The organism is Halanaerobium sp. DL-01, from assembly GCF_003338615.1.
Taxonomy (GTDB): Bacteria; Bacillota; Halanaerobiia; order Halanaerobiales; family Halanaerobiaceae; genus QPJE01.
This window is the reverse complement of record NZ_QPJN01000021.1, coordinates 21696-43903: the sequence shown is the minus strand read 5'-3', so window position 1 is coordinate 43903 and position 22208 is coordinate 21696. Positions and strand designations below refer to the sequence as shown.

The window sequence follows — 22208 nt, the reverse complement described above, 5'->3', positions numbered from 1 at the left end:
GTTCAACCCTATTTCTTCCTTCATTTCGTTAAGATTCATTGACTAAAAATTTCAATATTCCTGCATCTCCCCTTTTTGCAGCAGTATATAAAAAATGGGGAAAGTCCAGTAAAATCAGAGATATAGAAAAATGGTTGAATTAAGAAAAAATAAGAAATACAAAGTTCAGGGAGGATAAATACTTTAGACAGAGAACTGTTTATAAGAAATGCGCTAAAAGTGTATGGGGGGTAAATTATGTACGAAATATTAGAAAAAGAAGTTTTAGCACCAACAATTAAGAAAGTCAAAGTAAAAGCACCACTTATTGCCAGAAAGACTGAGCCGGGAAATTTTATCATTCTTAGAGTTGATGAGAAGGGAGAAAGAATTCCGCTTACTGTAGCTGACCATGATGATAAAACTGGTGAAATAACTATTATCTTTCAGGAAGTAGGTTATTCTACCAAACTGCTGGGCAGTCTGGAAAAAGGAGATTATATCCAGGATATAGTTGGCCCACTGGGCCATCATATTAAAATGGAGGGTTACAAAAAAGTAGTACTTCTTGGTGGAGGTTCTGGAACAGCACTGCTGTACCCCAAGGTAAAAGGTTTTTACGAAATGGGAGCAGAAGTTATTACAATAACAGGAGCCAGAACTAAAAATCTTGTCATACTGGAAGAAGAACTGGACAATTATAGTGACAGGCTTTTTATTACAACAGATGATGGAAGCTATGGGCATCACGGATTTGTCACAGATGTACTGAAAGATCTCCTTGATCAAGAAGATAATATAGATCTGGTCATTGCAATTGGACCTGTTCCGATGATGAGAGCTGTTGCTGATATGACCGAAGATTATGGTATAAAAACAATAGTCAGCTTAAATTCAATAATGGTTGATGGCACAGGCATGTGTGGAGCCTGCCGTGTTACAGTTGGTGGAGAAACCAAATTCACCTGTGTTGATGGACCAGCTTTTGATGGACACAAAGTTGATTTTGAAGAACTTATGAACAGATTAAGCTTTTATCAGGATGAAGAAGCACTTGCAGGAGAAATGGAAGAAGAGGTGAACGGATAATGGCGTTGAAACCAAAGAAAACTCCGATGAAAGAACAGCCACCAGAAGAAAGAATAAATAATTTTGATGAAGTTCCCAGAGGATATTCTGATGAAGATGCAGCTTTAGAAGCAGAAAGGTGTTTACAGTGTAAACATCAGCCATGTGTTGACGGCTGCCCTGTAAGTGTACCGATTCCTCAGTTTATTCAGGCAGTTAAAGATGGGGATGTAATAAAAGCAAATCAGATTATTAAATCTAAAAATAATCTTCCTGCTGTATGTGGACGGGTATGTCCACAGGAAGAACAGTGTGAAGAAGTATGTGTAATGGGGATTAAAAATGAACCTGTAGCTATTGGAAGACTTGAAAGATATGTTGCAGATTATAATATGGATCGGGGAACTGATAAGGCTTCTAAAGAAGAAATAGAAAAGTATAGAATTCCTGAACTGGAAGGAAAAAAAGCAGCAGTAATAGGTGCAGGTCCTGCCGGCCTAACCGCTGCAGCTGATCTGGCTAAATACGGGTTTAAAGTGACTATATTTGAAGCCCTGCATGCTACAGGTGGAGTGCTCAGATATGGTATTCCAGAGTTCAGACTGCCTAAAGCTATTGTTGATGAAGAAGTTGAAGGCATAAAAAATCTTGGTGTTGATATTCAGCTTAATGTTGTAGTTGGAAAAACTATTACCATCGATGAACTTTTTGCAGATGGATATGAAGCAGTATTTATTGGTACAGGTGCAGGCCTGCCCAAGTTTATGAATATTCCTGGAGAGAATTTGAATGGAGTTTATTCTGCCAATGAGTTTTTAACAAGAGTAAACCTTATGAAGGCATATAAGTATCCAGAATATAAAACACCCATTAAAGTACAGGATAAAGTTGCTGTAGTTGGTGGGGGAAATGTTGCCATGGATGCAGCAAGAACAGCTAGAAGACTGGGAGCAGAAAAGGTATATATAGTTTACCGTCGGGCAGAAGAACAGATGCCGGGAAGAGATGAAGAAATTGAACATGCAAAAGAAGAAGGAATTATCTTTAAACTGCTGAATAATCCAGTTGCCATACATGGGAAAAATGGTAGAGTTGATAAAATGGAATGTATTCAGATGGAGCTTGGAGAAAAGGATTCATCAGGCAGGAGACGCCCAATCCCTATTGAGGGTTCAAACTGGATGCTTGATTTAGACACAGTAATTATAGCTATTGGTCAGAGCCCCAATCCAATGCTTACTAAAAACACTAAAGATTTAGAAACAGAATCATGGGGTGGAATTATTACCGATGAAAACTTGAAAACCAGCCGTGCAGGTGTATATGCCGGCGGAGATGTTGTAACCGGAGCTGCAACTGTAATTAAAGCAATGGGTGCAGGCAAAAAAGCGGCAGAAAATATTAAGGAATATGTTCTAAATAAAAATAAATAGAAAGTTTTGATAAAAATGGAATTAAATAGAGAAATAAAACTGTTTACAGTTGAAGAAATAACAAATTATTTAAAAGGTATGATAAATAATGACCACCTGCTGCAGGATTTCTGGATAACAGGTGAAATTTCCAATTTTTATCACCACAGTTCCGGGCATATGTATTTTACATTAAAAGATAATTTATCCCAGTTAAAATGTGTTATGTTTAAGGGATATAATAATTCACTGGATTTTGAGCCTGAAGATGGACAGAAAGTCACCGCAAGAGGTAATCTTGATATATATAAACGCAGAGGCGAATATCAGTTTTATGCCAGAGAAATGCAGGTTGAAGGCAGAGGAGCACTATTTATAGCTTTCGAAAAATTGAAGAAAAAGTTAAAGGAAGAAGGTCTATTTGCTCCTGAAGAAAAAAAAGCAATCCCAATTCTTGCTAAAAGAATTGGGATTATTACTTCTCCAACAGGGGCAGCAGTAAGAGATGTTCTTTCCGTTATGAAGAGGAGAAGAGGTAATTTTTCTGCTTTAATAGTACCCACACATGTTCAGGGAAAAAAGGCAGCAGCTGAGATTATAGAGGCACTGGAATATTTAAACAGCCGTGATGATATAGATCTTATTATTGTTACCCGTGGTGGTGGTTCTATAGAAGATCTCTGGCCTTTCAATGAAGAGTTGGTTGCCAGAGCAATCTACAATTCCAGGCTGCCGGTTATTAGTGGTGTTGGTCATGAAACAGATTTTACTATATCCGATTTTGTGGCAGATCTCAGAGCTCCCACACCTTCAGCAGCTGCAGAAATTGCAACTGCAAATAGGGAGGAAATACTAAATAGACTTGATAGTCTTAAAGAAAGGTTAAAAACATCTATAAAAAATAATTTAAAAAACAGAAGAGAAAAAATTGACAGTCTTTCTAAACGGAGAATATTTGCAAAACCGGAAGAACTTTTTTTTCAGTATGAACAGCTTTTAGATCAATTTGAAAGCAGATTAAAGCATGAGATAGAAAATACATATAATCACTACAATAATAAATATCAGCTTCTATATGAAAAACTTAATAATTTAAGCCCATTAAATACTCTTTCCAGAGGTTATGCTGTGCTGAACGATAAAAACAATAAGCTGATTAAAACTGTTGATGATGTAGAAAAAGGCGATTATCTTTCTGCAAAACTTGTGGATGGGAAATTAGGACTCAGGCTGGAAAGTAAAGAAAAAGCAGGTGAATATGATGACTGAAGAAACAAATGATATAAAGTTTGAAAAAGCGCTGGAAGAATTAGAGAAAATAGTTAATGAACTGGAAAAAGGAGGCCTATCACTGGAAGATTCACTGGATAAATTTAGCAGAGGTATGAAGCTCATAAAAATGTGCCACACCAGGCTGGATAAAGCAGAGAAAGAAATTGAATTGGTGCTGAAAGAAAATGGAGAATTCAGTAAAACTGTTAATTTTGAAGACGATAATGAGGATGAAGATAAATGAAAAACATAAAAAAAATTCTGACTGTAAAGGCAGAAAAAATTGATAGAGAATTAAATAAATTATTTGATCTGAAGGAAACAGAATTATCACCTACATTAAGTAGAGCAATGGAATATACTGTTTTCTCTGGTGGTAAAAGGATAAGACCTGTTTTAACACTTCTTACTGCAGAGATGTTAAATGGTAATACTGATGCTGCCTTAAAAGCTGGATCTGCTCTGGAGCTTATACACAGCTATTCTTTAATTCACGATGATCTGCCTAGTATGGATGATGATGATTTTAGACGCGGAAAAGCAGCAAATCACAGAGTTTTTGGAGAAGGAATAGCTGTTCTGGCAGGTGATGCACTTTTAACATATGCTTTTGAAATATTATCTGCCTTAAAAATAAGTGCAGAAAAAAGGATTAAAATTATCAGTTTAATTTCTACTGCATCAGGCTATCAGGGTATGGTTGGTGGTCAGGTTCTGGATTTAGAAGGAGAAAATAAAAATCTTGATTTAGAAGAGATGCAGAAAGTTCACCGAGGTAAAACAGGTGCACTTATAAAAGCATCTGTCCTTACAGGTGCATACTGCAGTGATACAGATAAAGATGAGATTGATGCTCTGACCGATTATTCAGAAAATCTTGGAGTTACTTTTCAGATTGTAGATGATTTACTTGATGTAGTTGGTGATGAAGAAAAATTAGGTAAGGCTGTCGGCAGTGATGATAAATTAAATAAATCGACCTATCCAAAACTACTTGGTATTGATGGAGCCAAAAAAGCAGCCGAAAAATATGCTTTAGCTGCAGCAGATGCACTGGATGTTTTTGGAGATGAAGCCCGTCATCTTAAAGAACTGGTACAATTTGTACTCTACAGGCAGAGCTAATTGAACAGTATAAGTTATTATGTTATAATTAAACAAAATGTGAGTGGTGCAGTATCCTAGTCAGTGTATTATTCTTGAAGACGGGCCTAAAAATCCGTCAGCGGGCATATCGATGAAGTTCTTTACATCGGCTGCTGACGCCCAGTCGGGAGCTGATGTAGGGAGTTAAGGGTTTGGGGCGATCCACAATGGCATGTGGGCGTTGACCCCTTTCCCGTGGAGGCCTGGTATTTATTCCAGCTTGGAATAAATCTAGGTTAACCTGCCCAGCCGTAAGGTTTGGGTAGTGTAGCCTGCTTTGAGTGGTACTGGAGACAGTAGCAAAACATATAATTTTGGATCCAAATTATATGTTGAACCTGCTGGAAACCTTTACTGCAAAAGAAGCTAGGGAGTAGTTTAAACACTGTTAAGGAAAACTTCTAGGCTGTCTGCTAGTCAGGATACAGTGGAGATTAAAGTGTGGTCTGAGTGGTAATCCAGTTCTATATAAGGGTAACCATATAGTCGAAATTTAATGAGAAATCGCCTGTTCTGGTGACAGAAGGGGGTATTTCGGGGGAAAACCTACTGGACCTAAGCCACAGCATTTATTTGCTGTATCACCACTCACAAATTTTTTGAAAAATACATTACAATTTAAAATATAAATTTAATTAAAGAAATGATATAATAAACTTAATGAGGTGTATAAAGTTTGGATAATTTGCGCAGCAGTATTATTATTGCTATCATTACTTTTTTTATTGCAGTATTTGTTACCTTCAGTTCCCAAACTCAGATACAGTTTGTTTCTTTACCAGCGGCAGTAATTATACTTCTGCTTATTATAATAACGGGTATAATTGCAGATATGGTGGGGGTGGCAGCTACAGTTGCTAGACCTGAACCATTTAATGCAAAAGCTGCCAAAAAAATATTTGGAGCAAAATCCGGACTTTTTCTGGTTAAACATGGTGATAAAGTTGCCAGCCTGATGTGTGATATAGTTGGAGATATATGTGGTACAATCAGTGGAGCAATAGGAGCAGTAATAGTTATTAGAATTGTAAATACTTATAATTTTTCCAATGTTATTACCAGTCTAATTATTATAGGCCTTACATCTTCTCTTACAGTTGGTGGGAAGGCCTTCTTTAAAAGCTATGGTATAAAAAAATCCAGTGAAATTATATTTTTTACAGGTAAAGTAGTCGCCTTTTTTGGACTAGCTGCAGATTATCTGCACAGTTTTTTTAAATAGATTTGTTAGGAGTGAATTTATGTATAAATTTTTATCTCAGATAGATGGACCTGAAGACCTCAAAAAAATGAATTATGCTGAGCTTGAACATCTTGCAGATGAAATCAGAGCCTTTCTTATTGAATCAGTTTCTAAAACCGGAGGCCATTTAGCTTCAAATCTCGGTACAGTGGAGCTTACAATTGCACTCCATTACTATCTTAACAGCCCAGCAGATAAAATAATCTGGGATGTAGGCCACCAGTCATATACTCATAAAATACTGACAGGCCGCAGAGATAATTTTGATACATTAAGACAGCTGAATGGATTAAGTGGTTATCCTAAGTACGAAGAAAACAAACATGATATAATAAATGTAGGTCACAGCAGCACTTCTATATCTTCTGCTCTTGGACTGGCGCTTGCTCGTGATATAAAAGGAGAAAAGGGTGATATTTATGCTGTTATTGGTGATGGTGCTATGACAGCTGGTATGGCTTTTGAGGCAATGAACCATGCCGGTGAATTGGGAACAAATTTTAATGTTATATTAAATGATAATAAAATGTCGATTGCAGATAATGTAGGGGCACTTTCTCAGTATCTTTCTACTATAACTGCCGATCCAGCATTAAATCACCTTAAAGAAGATGTTGAATTTATACTCAAACATATTCCTAAATTTGGCAGCAGACTTACTCAGACGGCAGAGAGAATAAAAAAAGGTCTCAAATATTTAATGATTTCCGGAGTGCTGTTCGAAGAAATGGGATTTAAATATATTGGTCCAATTGATGGTCACAATATAAAAGAACTGATCGATCATTTTAAAAAAGCAGATCAGATAAAAAAACCTGTACTGCTGCATGTAATCACTAAAAAAGGAAAGGGATTTCAGCCTGCAGAAAACAATCCAAGTCAATATCATGGGGTTAGTCCAGCTAAAGGAAAAAAAGAAAAAAATAAATCTAAAAAAACAAAACTCACATACAGTAAAATATTTGGTAGAACCCTGCAGAAACTGGCCGATAATGATGAGAAAATTACAGCAATTACAGCTGCAATGCCTTCCGGTACAGGTTTAGTTGGTTTTGCCGAAAAATATCCAGCCAGATATTTTGATGTCGGAATAGCCGAACAGCATGCAGTAACATTATCCGCCGGCCTGGCCAGAGGTGGTATGAATCCAGTTTGTGCTATATATTCTACTTTTCTGCAGAGGGCATATGATCAGGTTATTCATGATATCTGTCTTCAGAACCTGCCGCTGACAATTGCGGTAGACAGGGCTGGGATAGTCGGTCATGATGGAGAAACGCATCAGGGATTATTCGATTTTTCATTTTTAAGACCTATTCCAAATATCATTATAATGGCACCAAGAGATGGAGCACAGCTTCAGGATATGCTTTATACTGCAGTAAATCATTCCGGACCAGCTGTAGTTAGATATCCTCGAGGAGAGGTCAGCGGTTCTGATGAAGAAAAAGATTTTGAAAAAATAGAAATTGGGAAGGCAGAACAACTTATAGAAGGAGAAGAATTTGTTATTCTGGCAGCAGGGTCTTGTGTATATCCAGCTAAAAAAGCTGCTGAAGTAATGAAAAAACACGGATATTCTCCTGCACTGGTAGATGCCAGATTTGTAAAGCCACTTGATGAAGAGATGTTTTCAGATCTTTTTAGAAAATATAAAAAGATTATTACTGCAGAAGAACATGTTTTAAATGGCGGTTTTGGTTCAGCTGTACTGGAATTTGCAGAACAAAATGGGTTTAATCCAGCAAAAATATATAGAATTGGTATTCCGGATGAATTTGTACCACATGGTTCTATGGAAGAAATACGCAGTTTTTATGATTTAGATGCAGAAGGAATAATTAAACACTGTTTAAAAGCTTTAGATTATGATCAGGAGGTTTCTGAACTATGGCCGGAAAAGAAAGATTAGATATACTTTTATCGGAAAGAGGTTTATTTTCCAGCCGCAGCCGGGCAAAACGTGCAGTTATGGCAGGTATTGTTTATATTGACGGGGTATTAGTAGATAAAGCTGGAACCCGTATAAAAAAAGATGCAGATATTGAAATAAAGGGTGACAAAAATCCCTATGTGAGCAGGGGAGGATATAAGCTGGAAAAAGCTCTGCAGGTTTTTGCTGTTGACCCTGCTGGAATTGAAGCAATTGATATTGGTGCTTCTACAGGAGGATTTACTGACTGCCTGCTCCAGAATGGAGCAAAAAAAGTTTATGCAGTAGATGTGGGTTATGGTCAGCTTGCCTGGAAACTGAGAAATGATGAGCGAGTTGAAGTTTATGAGCGCTGTAATTTTAGGTATTTAGAGTTTGATCAGCTGCCGGTAAAGGCACCTTTAATTGTGACAGATGTATCTTTTATTTCTCTGCGGCTTATTGTACCCGGGGTAAAAAAATTTTTGAAAAAGCCCGGAGATTTTATTGCCCTTATAAAACCTCAATTTGAGGCAGGTAGAGAAAGGGTTGGCAAAAAAGGAGTAGTCAAAGATCCGGCAGTTCACAGAGATGTTATACTTTCTTTAAGCGGTTTTTTTATGTCAGAAGGATTTAAACTTAAAGGACTAAATTATTCTCCTATAACAGGAGCTGAAAGCAGCAATATAGAGTATTTAATTCACCTGAAATATACTACAAATAATGCAGATAATATTGAAGAAACAGCCAGCACAAACAATACTTATGATAATATAGTCAGTGATAAAGATAGTACTTTTGCAAATAAATTTAACAATAAAGAATGGAAATATCATGTGGAGAAAATAGTTTCTAAAGCACATAAAGAACTTGGGAGGTAAAAATATGTCCACACCGGGAATGGTTCTAAATCTTGCAAAAAAGGAAGCTTTTTCTACTGCCCAAAATGCTGCAGACTGGTTTATAAAAAAAGGTATTGAATTTTACATAGAAAAGGAAGCTGCTTCTTATCTGGGCCAGCAAAAAAGAGGAGCTACCTACCAGCAGCTCAGAGAAAAAGCGGATTATATAATTGTCTTTGGTGGAGATGGAACATTTCTTCACACATCCCACCATTTTATTGGTAGTGGTGTACCACTACTGGGAATAAACATTGGTCAGCTTGGCTTTTTAACAGATATAGAAACCGAAGAACTGGAAAAAGCTCTGCATATGGTAAATCAGAAAAAATATAAAATAGAGCACAGAATGATGATAAAAGCAGAACATTTTAGAAATGGAGAAAAAATAGAAAAAAATTATGCTTTAAATGATTATGTTGTAAACAGAAGTCCTGATTCCCGGATGGTTAAAATTAAACTTCATATAAATGACGAGCTGGTGAACCGATTTAGATCAGATGGATTAATTATCTCCACACCAACAGGTTCAACTGCATATTCTCTTTCAGCAGGTGGTCCAATTATAAATCCAAGACAGGTGAGGGCAATATTAATAACACCTATTTGCCCACACAACCTGCATATGCGTCCAATGGTAATATCCGGGAACGAAAAAATTTGTATTGAAATAGAAGGGGACAGCGGCAGTATTTTTGGTACTGTAGATGGCCACGATAACTCTGAATTGATGAGTGGAGATAAAATCTACATAGAAGCTGCAGATAGAGAAATTTCTATTATTAAACTTCCGGATAGGACCTTTTATACTATTTTGAAAGAAAAGATGAATCTTGCATAATTTTGATTGGGGGATAAAAGATGCTCAGTGATTTACAGGTTAAAAATTTTGCATTAATAGATCAAAGCACCATTAATTTTAAAAGTGGTTTAAATGTTTTAACCGGTGAAACTGGGGCGGGTAAATCAATAATTATTGGAGCTTTAGATATGCTTTTAGGTGCACGTGCTTCAACAGATGTAATAAGAACAGGTAAAAATTCTGCATATATTTCGGCTTTTTTTCAGCCAGATCAGCTTGATATTATAAATAATACAATTGATGAAGCCGGTATTGAAACAGAAAAAAATGGAGTTTTAATTGCACGTGAAATAAAAGCAAATGGTCGAAATAGAACCTTAATCAACGGTCAGCTTGCAACTCTCAGGCTGGTTAAAAATATAAGCAGATATCTGCTGGATATACATGGTCAGCATGAGCATCAACTTCTTTTGGATCAAAAATTCCATTTAATGATACTGGATGAATTTATAGGTGAAAAAATAAAAGTACTAAAAAATGAAATTAAGGAGATCTATCAGGAATATCAGCTGACTGTAGAAAAACTGAGTAATATGGAACTTGATGATTCACAGCGTGTAAGAGAACTCGATCTGATAAATTTTCAGATAGAAGAAATAGAATCAGCTCAGTTAAAAGAAGGTGAGTATGAAGTACTAAAGGAGAAATATAACACACTTTCTCATGCTGAGGAGATATTTAAAATAACCGGTAATTTGATTTCTGTGCTGACAGGTGATGACTATTCTGACGGTGGTATTGTAGAAAAACTGGGTATTTTAAAAAATGAGCTGGAAGATGCAGCTGATTTTGATAAAAGACTTAAAAATCTCGAAGAAAGATTTGCTGATATATTTTTCAATCTCGAAGATTTTAGTTTTAAAATTCAGGATTATCACGACACATTTGATTATGATAAAGAAGAGCTTACAGCAATTACAAAAAGAATGGATCTTATTAACAGACTGCTGCGCAAATATGGAAGCAGTACTGCAGAGATAAAAGAATATCTGGATGAATTATATGAAAAAAAAGATCATCTGGAAAATATTGAAGAAAAAATTGCAAAATTAAAAAAAGAAAAAAATAGCCTGAAGAAAAATTTAATAAATAAAGCAGAAAAACTTTCTGTTATTAGAAAAGATCGCGCAGCTGTTTTTGAAAAAAGGCTGAAAGAAGAACTCAGTGATCTCGCAATGGAAAATGCAAAATTTAAAGTAATTTTTACAAAAAAAAATCCTGGCATAGATGGAATCGATAGGGTAGAATTTCTGATTTCACCCAATCCTGGTGAAGACTTAAAAGCACTGACAAAAATAGTATCTGGTGGAGAATTATCCAGAATAATGCTGGCTTTAAAAACTATTACTGCCAATTTGGATCAGGTTGATACACTTGTTTTCGATGAAGTTGACAGTGGAGTTGGTGGTAAAATAGCTGTAAAAATGGCTGAAAAATTATTTAATATTTCTTTAAAACGTCAGATTATATGTATTACTCATCTGCCACAGATTGCCAGTATGGGAAATCACCACTTTTTGATCAGCAAAAAAACTGAAAAAAACAGGACATTTACCAATATCGATATTTTAGATAGAGAAGCTAGAACTAGAGAATTAGCAAGAATGCTCGGTACAGGTGAATTAACCGAAAAAGCAGCAGCAAATGCAGGGGAAATGTTGAATCTTGCTTTTAGAAAAAAAGAAAGTTTATTGGCAGCTTTCAAAAATTAATTAGTTTTAACTTTAAAATCTAAAATAAACTGTATTATGTCAGGAGTGTCTAATATGAAAAAAAATATAGATATAATTATAGTAGATGATAATAAAGAGTTCTGTCAGTTATTGAGCGAATATTTTTCTCTTCAGGATGATATTAATGTTTTAGGGGTTGCCCATGATGGTTATCAGGGATTGGAATTGGTCAAGAATACTGAGGCAGATGTATTAATTCTTGATTTAATAATGCCATATTTAGATGGGATGGGTGTAATGGAGGAAATGAATAAAAAGGGTTTAAATGAAGCCATAAAAACCATAATACTGACTGCTTTTGGACAGGAAGAAATTACTCAGCGACTGGTAGAACTAGGTGCAAGCTATTATATAATGAAACCTTTTGATCTTGATAAGCTGATTAAAAGAATTAAGCAGATGGTTGCTCCACCATCAGTAGAAGGAAACAGGGGGTTGGCCGACAGTGATGATTTATTAATTTTTAAAAATAATGTAGATTTAAATGTCAAAATAACAGAAGTTATGCATAATCTTGGCATACCAGCTCACATAAAAGGCTACCTTTATATTAGAGAGGCTGTAGAGCTTGTAATTAAGGATATTGAGTTTCTAGGAGCTATCACAAAAAAACTGTATCCAGCAGTAGCAGAAAAATTTGATTCCAAACCAAGTCGTGTCGAAAGAGCAATAAGACATGCAATAGAAGTTGTTTGGACTCGAGGTAATGCTGAAGTGCTGGATGAATATTTTGCTAGTACAGTGGGAGGAAATAAAAATAAACCAACCAATTCTCAATTCATAGCTAGAATTGCAGATAAGCTGAGGCTGGAAATTGAGAGTGAAAAAGTAAAAAGGGGTTAAAATTATGGGCTCTCATATTCTTCATGTTAAATCAGCAATTGACAGAATGAAAAAGATTCTTCTGCACAGATCAGGGTAGAGAAGCCCCAGATGTATTAGTATGCCTTTATTAAGAGAAAAATATTTTAATTTAAATTATGCTGGAAGGAAGGTGCAGCTTTATATTGAAAAAACAGATCAAACATAATGCTATTATAGATGCTACTCATGATGGAATAATTTCAATAGATAAAGATGGCAAAATAGAGCTCTTTAACAGAGCTGCTGAGAGAATATTAGGTCTTAAAAAAGAAAATATTATCGGAAAAGATGTAGAAGAAGTTATAGAAAATACCAGGATGCATTATGTTCTTAAATCCGGAAAAATGGAATTAAATCAGACCCAGTATGTTGGTGGGCTTACCATAATGACTAATAGAATGCCTGTTAGAAATGAAGCAGGAGAAATCATTGGGGCGGTTGCTGTTTTTAGAGATATAGAAGAAGTAAAGAGATTTGCAGAAGAAATTACAGATTTAAAAGAATCCAGAGCTCTTTTAGAAGCAGTTATTAATTCCACTCAGGATGCTATTTCAGTTGTAGATGAAGAAGGAAAGGGAATTATGATTAACCCTGCCTACACCAGACTGACAGGTTTAACCGAAGAAGATGTAATTGGAAAACCAGCCAGTGTTGATATTGCTGAAGGAAAGAGCATGCATTATAAAGTTTTAAAAACAAGAGAGCCAGTCTATAATGTGCGTATGAAGGTGGGGCCAAATAAAAAGGATGTAATTGTTGATGTAGCACCAATAATTGTCGGTGAAAAATTAAAGGGCAGTGTTGGAGTTATAAAAGATGTCTCAGAAATCAAAAAATTGACAGAGGAACTTAATCAGGCTAAAAAACTTATAAGGCAATTGAGGGCTAAATATACTTTCAGTGATATAGTGGGGAAAAGTGATAAAATGCAGCGGATTATAAACCTTGCCAGAAAAGCTGCTCATACACCTGTGACAGTTCTCCTCAGAGGTGAAAGTGGAACCGGTAAGGAGCTGTTTGCCCATGCAATTCACAATGAAAGCCCGCGCAGTAAATATAAATTTGTTCGGGTCAACTGTGCTTCACTTACAGATAGTATACTGGAAAGTGAGCTTTTTGGCTATGAAGAAGGAGCTTTTACAGGTGCAAAAAAGGGTGGTAAAAAAGGGCTTTTTGAAGAAGCTGATGGAGGAACAATATTTCTGGATGAAATAGGAAAGATAAATTTTAATCTGCAGGCGAAACTGCTGCGAGTTCTGCAGGAAAAGGAAATTGTACGTGTTGGTGGTTCAAAACCAATTAATGTAGATGTGAGGATTATTGCTGCTACCAATACTGACCTGGAATCAGCAATTGAAAATGGAAAATTTCGCAGAGATCTTTATTACAGATTAAATGTTTTTCCACTGGAAATTCCACCACTCAGAAAGCGGAAAGAAGATCTGCCTCTGCTTGTCAAACACATTATTAAAAAGCTCAATCAGGAATATGGAAAAACTGTTAGGGGTATTTCTGATGCAGCAATGCTGAAGTTAAGCTCATATGAATGGCCGGGAAATGTGAGAGAGCTGGAAAATATTTTAGGTAGAGCTATGATCTATGTTTCTTTTGAAGAGGGTATTGTAGATATAGATGACCTACCTGTACTTGATGATAAATGTGAATCTGACAGTGACAAATTTACTTTTAATGATAGATTTACTCTTGAGAAAGTAGACCTGGCAGAAATTATTGCCAGAACAGAAAGAAGAGCCATAATCAGTGCTCTTAAAAAGGCAGATGGAAACAGAACAAAAGCAGCCGATATTCTTGGTATAGCTGTTAGAAGTCTATATTACAAACTGAGCAAATATGGTATCAATCAGTAGTTAGGATAAATAATACGATAAAAGCAGAAATTTATTTGTCATTATACTTCTATTTATTAAAATTTTTATATTACAGTTTATTAAATAATATATATAACTGCAAATAACTGCCTGCAAATTTTTTCATTAATGAATATTTTTGCAGTTAAAATTTTCAGAAAATAAAAAAATGATATATATGATGCTGAAAATCCCCGCTGTAAGGGGATTTTTTATTATTTTTTAAATATTATGTGAATGGAATAAATATTGCATATTTATATAGTGTGGAGGTGATAAAAATGTTTTCAGATATGGATCAGCTAATTGAAATGGCAAAAACCGGAGAGATGCTTAAGATTTCTGTGGCTCAGGCAGAGGATAAAACAGTTCTCAAAAGCTTAAAAAAAGCCTATGAAGAAAAAATTGCTGAACCGATTCTGATAGGCAGTAAAGAAAAAATTGAAAATATTTTACAAGAAATAAATTTTACTGCAGATTTAGAAATTATCAACAGCATGTCACATGAAGAATCTGCCTACAAAGCTATGCAGATAGTCGAAGAAGGTAAAGCAGAAATGCCGATGAAAGGTATGATTAATACGGGAACTATTCTGCGTGCAATGCTTGACAGAAAATTTTCTTTTAGAAGAGATCACCTTTTAAGCCTTGTTTCTCTTATTTATCTGGAGAATCAAAATCGCTTTGTTATAATTACAGATGGTGGAATGAATATATCTCCGGGTCTGGAAGAAAAAGTAGAGATTATTGAGAATGCAGCTTTTTTTGCCAGAAAATTAGGGATTTCCAGTCCAAAAGTAGCTTTACTTGCAGCAGTAGAAACTGTCAATCAATCTATGCAGTCTACAGTAGAAGCTGCGGTGATTTCTAAAATGAGTGACCGCGGACAGATTGATGTGGTAGTTGACGGCCCACTTGCATTTGATAATGCTGTATTAAAACAGGCAGCAGAAAAAAAGGGTATCAGGGGAGAAGTAGCAGGTGAAGCAGATATATTGGTTGTTCCAGATATAGAATCTGGAAATATTCTATATAAAACACTGGTAGTGCTGTTTGAGCAGCCAACCGCAAGCCTTATTATGGGGGCTAATATACCTCTAATTATTAGCTCCAGAGCAGATTCTCTGGATACTAAATTTAATTCTATCGCTTTAGGTAAATTATTTGTAAGAAATCTTGTTTTAGGAAAATAAATATCAGTCTTGTCAGATAATTTATATTTTTTAATTAAAATACCAAAATTTAAAAGGAGGAAATTAGATGAATATTTTTGAAAGAATGGAAAAACATGATTATGAGCAGGTAGTTTTTAATTATGATGAGGTTTCTGGATTAAAGGCGATTATATGTATTCATGATACAACACTTGGACCTGCACTTGGTGGAACAAGAATCTGGAATTACAAAAATGAAGAAGAAGCTTTAAATGATGTAATTAGGCTGGCAAGAGGAATGACATATAAGTCTGCTGCTGCTGGACTAAATCTCGGTGGTGGAAAGGCTGTCATAATTGGTGATCCAGATAAAATAAAAAGTGAAGAGCTGCTGCGTGCTTATGGCAGATTTGTTCAGAGTCTAAATGGACGCTATATTACTGCTGAAGATGTAAATACATGTGTTGATGACATGAAATTTGTGGCTGAAGAAACCGATTTTGTTACCGGACTTCCAGGTACAAGCGGAGATCCTTCTCCTGTAACTGCCTATGGATGCTGGAGAGGTATGAAAGCAGCTGCAGATGAATTTTACGGTTCACCTGATTTAAAAGGAAAGGTAGTTGCTATACAGGGAGTTGGACATGTTGGTTATTACCTTGCTAAACATATAGCTGATGAAGGTGGAAAATTAATTATTACAGACATTAAACAGGAAAATCTTGATATGGTTCTGAATGAAGTAGATGCTGAAGTTGTTAGTCCGGAAGATATCTATGGAGTTGAATGTGATATCTTTGCTCCCTGTGCTCTTGGTGCAGTGATAAATGATGATACAATACCGAAATTAAAAGCAGATATAGTAGCTGGGTCTGCCAATAATGTGCTGGCTGAAACAAGACATGGAGATATGCTTGAAGATAAAGGTATATTATATGTACCTGATTACGTTATCAATGCTGGTGGAGTTATCAATGTATATGATGAACTGCTCGGATATAATGAAGAAAGAGCAATGGCAAAGGCAAGCAAAATTTATGATAATGTCAAAAAAGTTTTTGCAATCAGTAAAAGAGATAATATACCAACCTATAAAGCAGCTGATATAATGGCAGAAGAGAGAATAGAAAAAATAGCAAAAGTAAGAAGTAATTTAATACCAAGGGACTGATGTTATGAAATATAAGATACTGGTAATTAATCCAGGTTCCACTTCAACCAAACTGGCAGTTTTTGAAAATAAAGACAGGATAATTGAAGAAAATATATCTCATACTGAAGAAGAAATGGAGAAATTTCCGACCATTGTAGATCAGACTAAGATGAGGTACAGTCATATTATGGATTTTCTGCGTAAACATAATATCAATATTCAATCTCTGTCTGCTGTAGTTGGACGTGGGGGGCTTTTAAAGCCCCTTCCGGGTGGAACATATAATATAAATCAAAAAATGATTGATACTGTTAAAAGTCAAAAATACGGTAAACATGCAAGTAATTTAGGAGCACTGCTGGCTAAAAGAATTGCAGATACTGCAGCTATACCTTCTTTTATTGTAGATCCAGTAGTTGTTGATGAAATGAGTGAAATAGCTAAAATAACAGGCATACCGGAACTTAAAAACAGGAGCATATTCCATGCCCTTAATCAGAGAGAAGTTGCCAGAAACCACGCTGAAATGACAGGAAATGATTATAAGGACATGCACCTTATTGTTGCCCATCTTGGGGGAGGAATATCAGTAGGGATTCATATTGACGGTAAAATAGTAGATGTTAATAATGCTTTAGGCGGTCTGGGACCTATGTCTCCTAATAGAGCCGGCAGCTTACCGGCAGTTGATCTGCTGAATCTTATGAAAAAAGAAAATTACAGTTTTGAAGAGATGGAAAAAAAGATTGTTGGTGATGGGGGACTTAAGGCACATTTAGGCACTGCAGACCTTATAAAAGTTGAGGAAATGATAAGAAATGGGAATAAACAGGCTGAGCTGGTATTATCTGCAATGTCCTACCAGATAATTAAAGAAATAGCTTCTCTTGCTGTTGTTAATGCAGGTGAGATTGATGCTATAATATTAACAGGAGGTATGTCACACTCAAAATATCTTACAGAAAAAATAATTAAGAAAATTAAATTTATTGCTCCAGTTTATCTTTATCCCGGAGAAAAAGAGATGGAAGCACTTGCTGCTGGGGCTTTTAGAGTTTTATCTGGGGAAGAAAAAGCAAAAGACTATCATTGATTTTTGAAGGGAGGCATAATGTTGGCTGATATAAAAAAAGTTGTTATTGATCGCGAAAAATGTAAAGGTTGTAAATTATGTACAACAGTCTGTCCTGTTTCCATATTGACTATTTCGGAAGAAATTAACAGCCATGGATATCATCCGTCAGAGGTCACAGATCAGTCTGACTGTATTTCCTGTGGACAGTGCTATAGAATTTGTCCTGATGTTGCAATTACAATCTATAAAGAAGATTAATATAAAATTTTATTAGGAGGTTTAAATTAATGGCTAAAAAAATTTTAATGAAAGGAAATGAAGCGATAGCTGAAGCTGCTGTTAAGGCAGGCTGCCGCTATTTTTTTGGATATCCGATAACACCACAAAATGAGCTTCCGGCATATCTTTCCTGGCGTCTTCCTGAAGTAGGAGGGGTTTTTCTTCAGGCTGAAAGTGAAGTAGCTGCCAGTAATATGGTCTATGGAGCTGCTGGTGCCGGTGCAAGAGTAATGACTTCATCTTCAAGTCCAGGTATCAGCCTTAAAGCTGAAGGTATTTCCTATATAGCTGGGGCAGAACTGCCGGCAGTTATTGTTAACATGATGAGGGGTGGCCCGGGTCTTGGTGGAATCCAGCCTGCTCAGTCAGATTATTTTCAGGCCACAAAAGGAATGGCACATGGTGATTTTAGACTGTTTGTTCTTGCTCCTTCTTCTGTACAGGAAGCAGTTGATCTGACAATAGATGCTTTTGAACTGGCAGATAAATACAGAAATCCTGTTTTACTGCTTGCCGATGGCATGATAGGTCAGATGATGGAACCAGTATCATTCGAAAGAAGTATTGATCCCGATGATCTACCTGATAAGCCATGGGCAACTGATGGAGCTGAAGGTAGAGAAAAAAATATTATTAATTCTCTTTCTTTAGATCCAGCCGAGTTAGAAAAGCACAACCAGAAGTTAAAAGAAAAATATGATCAGATGGAAAAAGAAGAAGTCAGATATGAAACATATTATCTTGATGATGCTGATATAGTAATAGTGGCATATGGAACTTCAGCTAGAATTTCTCTCAGTGCCATGGAGCTGGCCCGTGAAGAAGGATATAAGGTTGGACTTATTAGGCCTATAACCCTTTTCCCATTTCCAAAAGAAATCATTGCAAAAACTTCTGAAAAAATTGATGATTTCTTAACTGTAGAAATGAGTACAGGGCAGATGGTAGAAGATGTTGAACTTGCTGTATGTGCAAACAACAGCAGTGTTCACTTTTATGGTCGTACAGGTGGTATGATTCCTACTCCTGAAGAAATTTTAGCTGAGATCAAAAAAATTGGAGGTGGGAAATAATGCAGGTAGTTGCTAAAAAACCAGATTCTTTAACTGATAAAGATTTTCATTATTGTCCCGGCTGCACCCACGGTATAATACACCGTCTTGTAGCAGAGGTAATGGATGAGCTGGATATTAGAGAAAAAACAATAGGTATAGCACCTGTTGGATGTTCAGTTCTTGCTTACGAATATTTTGACTGTGATATGCAGGAAGCTTCACACGGTAGGGCTCCGGCGGTTGCAACTGGAGTTAAAAGAGTTCATCCCGATAAAGTAGTATTTACCTATCAGGGAGATGGAGATCTTGCTTCTATTGGTACTGCTGAGATAGTTCATGCAGCAAATAGAGGTGAAAATATAACCACTATTTTTGTCAACAATGCTATTTATGGTATGACAGGTGGACAGATGGCACCAACAACTCTTTTAGGACAAAAAACAACAACTTCTCCTGCTGGTCGGAAAAAGGATATTGCTGGATCACCTATTAAGATTTCCGAAATGCTTGCAGTGCTTGATGGAGCGGCATATATAGAAAGAGTTTCTGTACATGATGTAAAACATATTATAAAAGCCAAAAAAGCTATTAAAAAAGCGTTTAAAATGCAGCTGGAAGGAAAAGGATTTACGATGATAGAGGTTCTTTCTACCTGTCCCACAAATTGGGGTATAGAACCTGTAGAAGCTTTAAAATGGCTTGAAGAAAATATGATACCTATTTATAAACCACAGGTATTAAAAGAAGCTGGGGAGGGAGAATAGAATGAAAAAAGAAATGATCTTTGCTGGATTTGGCGGCCAGGGAGTTATGCTTATGGGAAGACTGGTTGCATATTCAGGTATGACAGAAGAATATCATGTTTCCTGGATGCCTTCTTATGGCCCGGAAATGCGTGGGGGTACAGCTAACTGTACTGTTATTGTATCTGATAAAATGATACCTTCTCCACTTTCTTCTAAACCAGATATTGTTGTAGCTATGAACCTTCCTTCTATGTTAAAATTTGTTGATACGATTAAACCTGGCGGAAAAATTTATGTTAACAAATCTCTAATTAATCAAGAAGTAGAGCGAGATGATATTGAAGTTATTAAAGTTCCGGCAAATAAAATTGCTAATGAACTTGGAGAAAGTAGAATTGCCAATATGGTTATGTTAGGAAACATAATCTGCAGAGAGGAATTTTTGCCTCTTGATATTGTTAAAACTTCGCTAAAAGAGGTTCTGCCTCCACACAGGCAAAATCTGCTGGAAATAAATAATGAAGCACTGGATAGAGGTTGTGCACTTGCCTAAACGCTAATGTTAAATTGCTCAAATATATGGTAGATTATAATAATTAATTATAATGATCCTCATCAAAACGCTTTTTTGAACATTTTGATGGGGATTATTATATTTATAAGCAGTTTTTTGCTATTTAAAAGGATTTTTGTAGTTTTTCGTGAATAATTTATAGAAGAGAAGAACTAATTGGAGGTTCAATAATGTACATACAAAAAGAAAAAAAAATAGATGGAGAAATAATTTATAATGGCAATATTTTAAAACTGCATCGGGATAGGGTAGAATTTCCGGATAAGCACAGCTCTATTAGAGAAGTAGTAGAACATAGTGGGGGTGTTGCTGTTTTAGCAGAGAATGATGAGGGAAAACTGCTGCTGATAAAACAATATAGATACCCTGTAGATGAAATTATTTATGAAATACCAGCCGGAAAACTGGAAATTGGTGAAAAACCGGCAGAATGTGCTCAGCGAGAATTAATAGAAGAAACTGGATATAAAGCTGAAAATTTAAAAGAAGTATTTAACTTTTATACCACTCCTGGCTATAGCACAGAATTAATCTATATTTATAAAGCAGAAAATCTCAAATTTGTTGGAAGAGATCTTGATCCAGGAGAATATATAGAAGTTGTTCCTAAAAATAGATCAGAGGTAAAAAAATTATTCAAAAAAGGAAAAATCAATGACAGCAAAACACTGATTGCTGTATTATATTATCTTGGTGATTTTGATGTATAAAAATTTTTATGCTGATCTTCATATTCATATTGGAGGCGGAAGTGACGGTAGTCCTGTAAAAATAACTGCCTCGCGGAAACTCAATTTTCCCAATATTTTAAAAGAAGCTTATTATAGAAAAGGACTGGATATTGTCGGTATAATAGATTGTGCTTCACCGGTAGTGATTGAAGATATAGAAAGGATGATTACAGAGGGAAAAATGTCTGAACTTGATTCAGGTGGTATATTATACAGAGGTGAACTGCTGGTTCTGCTCGGAGCTGAAATAGAAAGCAGAGAAAAAAATGGTGGCCAGGTTCATTATCTCTCTTTTTTCCCTTATTTGGCTGATATTAAGGAATTCAGCCTGACAATGGAACAGTATATTTCCAATATAAATTTAAGTTCTCAGACAGCCTATATAACAGGTCCAGAGTTTCTTAAAATTGTTGAATATCACGGAGGTGTTTTAATACCGGCTCATATTTTTACACCACATAAAAGTTTTTATGGTAGAGCCTTTTCTTCATATAGAGAAGGATTTACAGATGCAGAATGGAATAAAATTCCTGCTGTTGAACTTGGATTAAGTGCAGATACAGAGATGGCAGACTTATTACCTGAACTTAAAGGAAAAAGCTTTTTGACAAATTCTGATGCTCATTCTCTGCCCAAAATAGCAAGAGAATATAACTTAATACAGCTAAAAGAACTCAATTTTGAAGAAGTAAAAAAAGCATTTAAACGTGAAATGAGTAGAAAAATAATTAAGAATTTTGGTCTTGATCCGGCTCTGGGTAAATATCATCGTTCATACTGTGAAAAATGCGATCAGGTTTTTTCAGTCAGGAGTGCCGTTTTAAAATGTCCTTTATGTGAAAGTGAAAATATAACTGTTGGTGTTAAAGATAGAATACTTGATATTTCACTAGTAAAAAAAACGGAATCTCCTGCTCACAGACCGGAATACAGATATCAGATTCCACTACTGGATATACCTGGAATAGGCAGGAAGACTCTAAACAGGATGCTCAAAAACTGCGGCAGTGAAATGGATATTCTGCACAGGAAAAGCAGAGAAGAACTCAAACAATGTTTGAACAGCAAACTTCTGAGTAAAATTTTAACCGCCAGAAGTGGAGAATTTAAAATTGAAGCTGGTGGTGGTGGTATTTATGGACAAGTAATTGTATAGAAATTTATATTAGAGTAAAAAGACTTA

At 35.7% G+C, this 22208-nt stretch carries 21 protein-coding genes; all 21 read left to right on the top strand.

What is annotated here, in order from left to right:
- The first annotated feature begins 237 nt into the window (after window positions 1-237).
- The 21 genes from DER71_RS08210 (at window position 238) to DER71_RS08110 (ending at window position 22181) form a co-directional block, all read left to right on the top strand.
- Entirely contained in the window at window positions 238-1068 is an 831-nt protein-coding gene (locus DER71_RS08210) for a sulfide/dihydroorotate dehydrogenase-like FAD/NAD-binding protein (RefSeq protein WP_114457288.1), read from the top strand.
- Complete coding sequence (gltA, locus tag DER71_RS08205) at window positions 1068-2480, top strand: NADPH-dependent glutamate synthase (protein ID WP_199505532.1); 1413 nt, start codon at window positions 1068-1070, stop codon at window positions 2478-2480. Before DER71_RS08210 ends, gltA begins: the two co-directional genes overlap by 1 nt.
- A gap of 15 nt (window positions 2481-2495) precedes the next feature.
- Entirely contained in the window at window positions 2496-3728 is a 1233-nt protein-coding gene (gene xseA, locus DER71_RS08200; protein ID WP_114457290.1) for an exodeoxyribonuclease VII large subunit, read from the top strand.
- Window positions 3721-3975, top strand: a complete 255-nt coding sequence (gene xseB / locus DER71_RS08195; protein ID WP_114457291.1) for an exodeoxyribonuclease VII small subunit — start codon at window positions 3721-3723, stop codon at window positions 3973-3975. Before xseA ends, xseB begins: the two co-directional genes overlap by 8 nt.
- On the top strand, window positions 3972-4856 hold the full coding sequence (locus DER71_RS08190; RefSeq protein ID WP_114457292.1) for a polyprenyl synthetase family protein: 885 nt from the start codon (window positions 3972-3974) through the stop codon (window positions 4854-4856). The genes xseB and DER71_RS08190 overlap by 4 nt, the downstream gene beginning before the upstream one ends.
- Window positions 4857-5553: 697 nt before the next feature.
- Entirely contained in the window at window positions 5554-6099 is a 546-nt protein-coding gene (locus tag DER71_RS08185; RefSeq protein WP_114457293.1) for a hypothetical protein, read from the top strand.
- 19 nt (window positions 6100-6118) lie between these two features.
- Window positions 6119-8032, top strand: coding sequence for a 1-deoxy-D-xylulose-5-phosphate synthase (dxs, locus tag DER71_RS08180; RefSeq protein WP_114457294.1), 1914 nt, complete (start codon window positions 6119-6121; stop codon window positions 8030-8032).
- Complete coding sequence (locus tag DER71_RS08175) at window positions 8011-8913, top strand: TlyA family RNA methyltransferase (protein WP_114457295.1); 903 nt, start codon at window positions 8011-8013, stop codon at window positions 8911-8913. Before dxs ends, DER71_RS08175 begins: the two co-directional genes overlap by 22 nt.
- A gap of 4 nt (window positions 8914-8917) precedes the next feature.
- Entirely contained in the window at window positions 8918-9772 is an 855-nt protein-coding gene (locus DER71_RS08170; RefSeq protein ID WP_114457296.1) for an NAD(+)/NADH kinase, read from the top strand.
- Window positions 9773-9792: 20 nt separating this feature from the next.
- A complete protein-coding gene (gene recN / locus DER71_RS08165) occupies window positions 9793-11505 on the top strand; it encodes a DNA repair protein RecN (RefSeq protein WP_114457297.1) in 1713 nt (570 codons plus the stop codon).
- Between the two features lie 54 nt (window positions 11506-11559).
- Entirely contained in the window at window positions 11560-12369 is an 810-nt protein-coding gene (spo0A, locus tag DER71_RS08160; RefSeq protein WP_114457298.1) for a sporulation transcription factor Spo0A, read from the top strand.
- A gap of 137 nt (window positions 12370-12506) precedes the next feature.
- Complete coding sequence (locus DER71_RS08155) at window positions 12507-14258, top strand: sigma-54-dependent Fis family transcriptional regulator (RefSeq protein ID WP_114457299.1); 1752 nt, start codon at window positions 12507-12509, stop codon at window positions 14256-14258.
- Between the two features lie 281 nt (window positions 14259-14539).
- Window positions 14540-15451 carry a bifunctional enoyl-CoA hydratase/phosphate acetyltransferase gene (locus DER71_RS08150; RefSeq protein WP_114457300.1) on the top strand — a complete coding sequence of 304 codons (912 nt, stop codon included), beginning with the start codon at window positions 14540-14542 and terminating at the stop codon, window positions 15449-15451.
- 67 nt (window positions 15452-15518) lie between these two features.
- The gene (locus DER71_RS08145) at window positions 15519-16583 is read left to right on the top strand and encodes a Glu/Leu/Phe/Val dehydrogenase (protein ID WP_114457301.1); all 1065 of its coding nucleotides are present in this window, start codon (window positions 15519-15521) and stop codon (window positions 16581-16583) included.
- 4 nt (window positions 16584-16587) lie between these two features.
- Window positions 16588-17658: a butyrate kinase gene (buk, locus tag DER71_RS08140; protein ID WP_114457302.1), complete on the top strand. Its 1071-nt coding sequence runs from the start codon at window positions 16588-16590 to the stop codon at window positions 17656-17658.
- A 21-nt stretch (window positions 17659-17679) separates the two neighbouring features.
- A complete protein-coding gene (locus DER71_RS08135; protein WP_233486950.1) occupies window positions 17680-17898 on the top strand; it encodes a 4Fe-4S binding protein in 219 nt (72 codons plus the stop codon).
- 29 nt (window positions 17899-17927) lie between these two features.
- Window positions 17928-18992 carry a 3-methyl-2-oxobutanoate dehydrogenase subunit VorB gene (locus tag DER71_RS08130; RefSeq protein ID WP_114457303.1) on the top strand — a complete coding sequence of 355 codons (1065 nt, stop codon included), beginning with the start codon at window positions 17928-17930 and terminating at the stop codon, window positions 18990-18992.
- The gene (locus DER71_RS08125) at window positions 18992-19738 is read left to right on the top strand and encodes a thiamine pyrophosphate-dependent enzyme (RefSeq protein WP_114457304.1); all 747 of its coding nucleotides are present in this window, start codon (window positions 18992-18994) and stop codon (window positions 19736-19738) included. The genes DER71_RS08130 and DER71_RS08125 overlap by 1 nt, the downstream gene beginning before the upstream one ends.
- 1 nt (window position 19739) lies before the next feature.
- Window positions 19740-20273 (top strand): 2-oxoacid:acceptor oxidoreductase family protein, encoded by a 534-nt coding sequence (locus tag DER71_RS08120; protein ID WP_114457305.1) that lies wholly within the window; start codon window positions 19740-19742, stop codon window positions 20271-20273.
- 191 nt (window positions 20274-20464) lie between these two features.
- A complete protein-coding gene (locus DER71_RS08115; protein ID WP_114457306.1) occupies window positions 20465-21004 on the top strand; it encodes an NUDIX hydrolase in 540 nt (179 codons plus the stop codon).
- Window positions 20997-22181: an endonuclease Q family protein gene (locus DER71_RS08110; protein ID WP_114457307.1), complete on the top strand. Its 1185-nt coding sequence runs from the start codon at window positions 20997-20999 to the stop codon at window positions 22179-22181. The genes DER71_RS08115 and DER71_RS08110 overlap by 8 nt, the downstream gene beginning before the upstream one ends.
- The last annotated feature ends 27 nt before the right edge of the window (window positions 22182-22208 follow it).